The 4,243-nt window shown below is 37.4% G+C and carries 7 protein-coding genes; all 7 read left to right on the top strand.

Going from position 1 to position 4,243, the window contains the following annotated elements; all coding sequences use genetic code 11:
• The first annotated feature begins 339 nt into the window (after positions 1–339).
• Complete coding sequence (locus ACYVRH_RS15420; protein ID WP_461257727.1) at positions 340–594, top strand: hypothetical protein; 255 nt, start codon at positions 340–342, stop codon at positions 592–594.
• A 153-nt stretch (positions 595–747) separates the two neighbouring features.
• On the top strand, positions 748–1,062 hold the full coding sequence (locus ACYVRH_RS15415) for a hypothetical protein (protein ID WP_461257726.1): 315 nt from the start codon (positions 748–750) through the stop codon (positions 1,060–1,062).
• Complete coding sequence (locus tag ACYVRH_RS15410; protein WP_461257725.1) at positions 1,052–1,306, top strand: ABC transporter permease; 255 nt, start codon at positions 1,052–1,054, stop codon at positions 1,304–1,306. Before ACYVRH_RS15415 ends, ACYVRH_RS15410 begins: the two co-directional genes overlap by 11 nt.
• 168 nt (positions 1,307–1,474) lie before the next feature.
• Positions 1,475–2,026 carry a hypothetical protein gene (locus tag ACYVRH_RS15405; RefSeq protein ID WP_461257724.1) on the top strand — a complete coding sequence of 184 codons (552 nt, stop codon included), beginning with the start codon at positions 1,475–1,477 and terminating at the stop codon, positions 2,024–2,026.
• Between the two features lie 33 nt (positions 2,027–2,059).
• Positions 2,060–2,578 carry a hypothetical protein gene (locus ACYVRH_RS15400; RefSeq protein WP_461257723.1) on the top strand — a complete coding sequence of 173 codons (519 nt, stop codon included), beginning with the start codon at positions 2,060–2,062 and terminating at the stop codon, positions 2,576–2,578.
• A 405-nt stretch (positions 2,579–2,983) separates the two neighbouring features.
• Positions 2,984–3,865 (top strand): hypothetical protein, encoded by an 882-nt coding sequence (locus ACYVRH_RS15395; RefSeq protein ID WP_461257722.1) that lies wholly within the window; start codon positions 2,984–2,986, stop codon positions 3,863–3,865.
• Between the two features lie 133 nt (positions 3,866–3,998).
• The coding region (locus tag ACYVRH_RS15390; RefSeq protein ID WP_461257721.1) for a hypothetical protein at positions 3,999–4,243 on the top strand (245 nt) is incomplete at its 3' end.

The raw sequence follows: 4,243 nt of genomic DNA, 5'->3' as shown, positions 1-4,243 counted from the left end.
AGATAAGGGCAAGGGAGGGAGATATGACTGATAACATTTATTTGAGGAGTGTTTGAATGGAAGATAAAAAGACTTGTGCGGATTGTTTACATTGTAAAGTTTCTTCAATGTCTACAAAAAATTGCAGATTTTGTTTTTGTTCGCAAATGAAACATATTGAGAACCGTTTGGAGGTTTATTGGAATAGAAAGCCTGTCTGTAAAAAATTTAATGACATGACGGCTTGAGGAAATTGCCTGTTAAAATTGCGTCCATGCAATTTTAACAGGCTGGAGTTTGCTACGCAAACTCCATTAAGGCATTGGATACAGCGGCTTCCATGCCGCAAGGGAATGGTATATGAAAGATAACGATATTTATTTTTCCTATAAGGCTACTTGGGAACATTCTTGGCGTGAACTGTTTACGATTTTAGGAAAACGGATTTTGTCCATGCCTTCTAAACTGATTGGGTTTAAACCGCTTTGTTTGTTAGTTGCAACATGGCTGTTGGTAAAGGGACTTATCAGGGACTGGATTTGGTTTTGCGTTTTGGTGATTGTCCTGTTTGGGATAGTCGGCTTGAAAGTTTTATCGAGGTGGAAAGAACAATGAGAAGTGAGAAATGAGAAGTGAGAAATGAAAAGAGCAAAGAGCAAATAACAATTAACAGGTAACAAATAACAAAGAGAAAAGAGCAGAGATAAGAGAGATAAGAGCGAAAGAAGAAGAAGAAAGAAAAAGGGGCGAAGAGCAAGGAGAAAAGAAATGAGTAGGAGAAAAATTAGGGTTGGGATTACGGATTTTTGGTTTGGATTTATTTGCGGTATGTTATTCGCAATTATAGGATTTAGCGTTGTATTGGGAATAATACATTTTAATAAAAGAGATATGGAGGTTAAAGAGTATGCGGAAAAACAGATTGAAATTGAGGCTTTGCGTGAAGATGTTACCAATCGTCCTGTTGATGAGTTTCTTAACGAACCTGATGTACGCAGAGCAGCAGACGGAGCAGCCGCCGATTTTGAAAGAAAACGAGATGAGGCTTTATTCAGATTTAGAAATCGAACTATTGATAGATGAAGTTTCGGCGGCGGCACTTGAAGCGATTGAAAAAGCGGCAGGCGAAGCGGCAAAGGCGGCTGTTTTGTCTGTCATTGAGCGTGAAGCGGCGGCGTTACATGAAGCGGAAAAATGGCGAATACAAGCTGATATTAACGCATTGAAGGTTAAAGAGACTAAAAAAGCGGGAATTCAATTTTCAATTATTACTGGATTGGTTTGTCTGTTAGGTGGGTTTGCTGTTGGATTATCAATTAACAGGTAACAAATAACAGGTAATAAATAACAATGAGCAGAGAGCAAAGAGCAAAGAGAAATGAGAAATGAGAAATGAGAAGTGAGAAGTGAGAAATGAGCAGAGAGCAAAGATAAGAGAGATAAGAACAAGGGCGTATGCTTTTGCAAATAACAAATATTTAAGAGGAGTATAGGTATGAAGGATAGGATTAAAATTCGTGGGCGTGTTACTGTTCAGGTTTTTGATTGTAATGGCAAGTTGAAAAGGCATAGCCCAGGGCTATTCAGGCGGCTGCTCGGTTTGCAAGGCAAATATATGGTACAGGAATATCATAATATCGTAACCAGAGAGGGGGACGCAATGATAGCTGACGCTTTGCTTGTGTCTCCTACAAAGACTAAAGTATCGAGCGCAAGCGGATATATTCAAGTTGGTACTGGTTGGACTGGAAATAGCACTAAGACAAATACTAGGTGCAATACGCCAACAGGGTCAATGAAAGCGTTAGACGCAAATTATCCTGCGTTGTCTGCGGCTTGGGGAAATACAGGAGACACTACTTTGACTTATCGGGCTACTTTTGCGGCGGGTAATTTAAACGCTAATAATATTAATGAGACGTGCTTGTTAAATGGCAATGGTAGTTCTGCCAACTGTTTGGCTTATGCTCAAATTAACCCTTCTGTTAATGTTACGGCTAGTGATACGCTTCAAATAGTTTGGGAAATTACAATACTCGGACAATGATACGAAAGAAAAAAGAAAAGAGAAGAAAGAAAAATGAATAAGGAGCGAAGTACGATTTTCTGTCAATCCTTATTGGATTTCCCATGTCCCGTAACGCTTGGACGCAATACGCCTGATTTTGGGCTTCATCGTTTCAAAAAGGGTTTGCGATTTATTCCACCTGATGATGAAGGTTTTACACTGCGTGGAGACAAGTGGCGGCTTTTGTACAAGGGGCGTAGGCGGTCTCATCGGTTTACGATACTCGGCGATACAGCTTTTGAGTACGACTGTATTTTGGAGCGTGAACCAGAGACAAATGTAATTTCATTACTTATGGAAGGAGCGGAAAATTTTGATTTTTTCCGACAGCCTGATTTTGTAAAAGAGCCATTTTTGAAGGGCAGTTATGCGGTCTATAAAAAGGAAACATTAGTAGGCGAAGGGACGGGAAAACTTTGCCATATTCATAGACCGGAAATTATAGACGCTAGAGGTCGGCGGTGTTGGGGCAATTTGCTTGTTGTCGGGAATGAGTTGCGTATAACAGTACCGGAATGGTTTTTAAGCTAAGCGGTTTATCCTGTTACAGTTGATCCGACTATTGGGACTACTACAATAGGGAGTTTAGGTAATAATGTAGATTTTGTAAATTTCCCCGTAGCAGGCAGACCATTACTGACTTTCGAGATAGGATTATCAAAATATTATGTTGCTGAAAAAGGCAATAGTCCATGTACAGCCTATGTTTATTGTTTTCATCATGATTTTCCGACATATTATACTAGACCTTGTATTTATACTGATAATAATAATCTCCCTTATGAAAAAAAATCATTAAATGAAACTGATTTCCCATATTATTGTGTTGATAGTGGAAACCCCCCAAAGTGGGTAAGTAAAAATTTAGATATTGACGGATTTATTGATGTAGGTTCTTATGTTTGGTTTGGAGTAAGGGGAAGGAATTTTACAACAATGTATGATTTAGTCCAAAACCCTTTATATTATTTTGGGGACAATGTTGTTAATCAATTACCTTTTGATGTATCAAATAGATATCTTTATACATATTATGCACGTATGAGTTGGTATTTTGAATATACTGCTGCCCCATTAAGCGTAAATTATGTACGAACATTGACGCAAGGCGTTAATTTAACGGATGCAAAAACACAGATAGCAAATTATAAAAGGAATTTGACACAAACGGCTAAAGTTAATTCTTTGTTAAATCGAATTGGAACATTTTACCGGAATTGTTTTATGACTGTTTGCAATTCTGTGATTATTAACCGTTACTCTATGTTTTTGAGGAATGTTGTTGAAAATATTAATGTAATTTTTGATTTGTTTAAACAACGCTCTATGTTAAGGAATTGTTTGGATAGTGTAAATGTTATTTTTGATTTATTTAATGAACGCTCTTTATTAAGAAATTGTTTTGATGATGTAAATGTAAATTCACAAGAAAATAGATTTTTATTTTTAATTCGTAAAATTCAAGATATATTTATTGGAACGGATAATCAATCTTTTAATGTTTTATTTATTAGGACAGTAGCGGATAATGTTCAGATAACGGATATTTTTAGACGTTGGGGAGCTTTTATTCGGGAGTTGCGTGTTAATTCTGAAAGCATAGCGGAAACTTCACATATTGCGGATTATAAGAGGTTTAATACGGATACTGTAAAAGCGTTTGGAGTGGGTTTGCGCAGTATATTTTTGTTTGTGCGGATTGTTGCCAATGTTTTTATTAGAGATTATATTTTACATCGTTTTTTAAAAGCTAAAGAGGATTTTATTTTAAAGTCCCCTATTTGTAGAGAAATAATTCTTAATAGCAAAATTGATTAGGAAATGAGCAATGAGCAATGAGCAATGAGCAATGAGCAGAGAGCAAAGAGCAATGAAAAGAGGGATAAGGGCAAGTGCGAAAGATAAGAGAAGGGAGATGTTTTTTAAACAATGATTAGAGAGGGAACAAAAAATGAAGATATTTATAGGACAATCGGCGTTGCGGATAACGCTAAAGACTTTTATCGATTTAGAAGGGATTGAAAATGCGGTTATCAAGTACCGAAAGCCTGATAGAAGCACGGGGGAATTTGCCGCCGCTGTTTCTGATACGGCTAATGGCGTTATTATCCATGAGTGTATCGAGGGGGAAATAGACGTATCGGGTTGGTGGGCGTTTTGGGCGTTTGTTACTTTTGCTGATGGACGGACGGCGGC

The sequence above is a fragment of the Treponema sp. R80B11-R83G3 genome (assembly GCF_054786115.1).
Note: the sequence above shows the minus strand (reverse complement) of the source record. Positions and strands in the feature narration are given on the sequence as shown.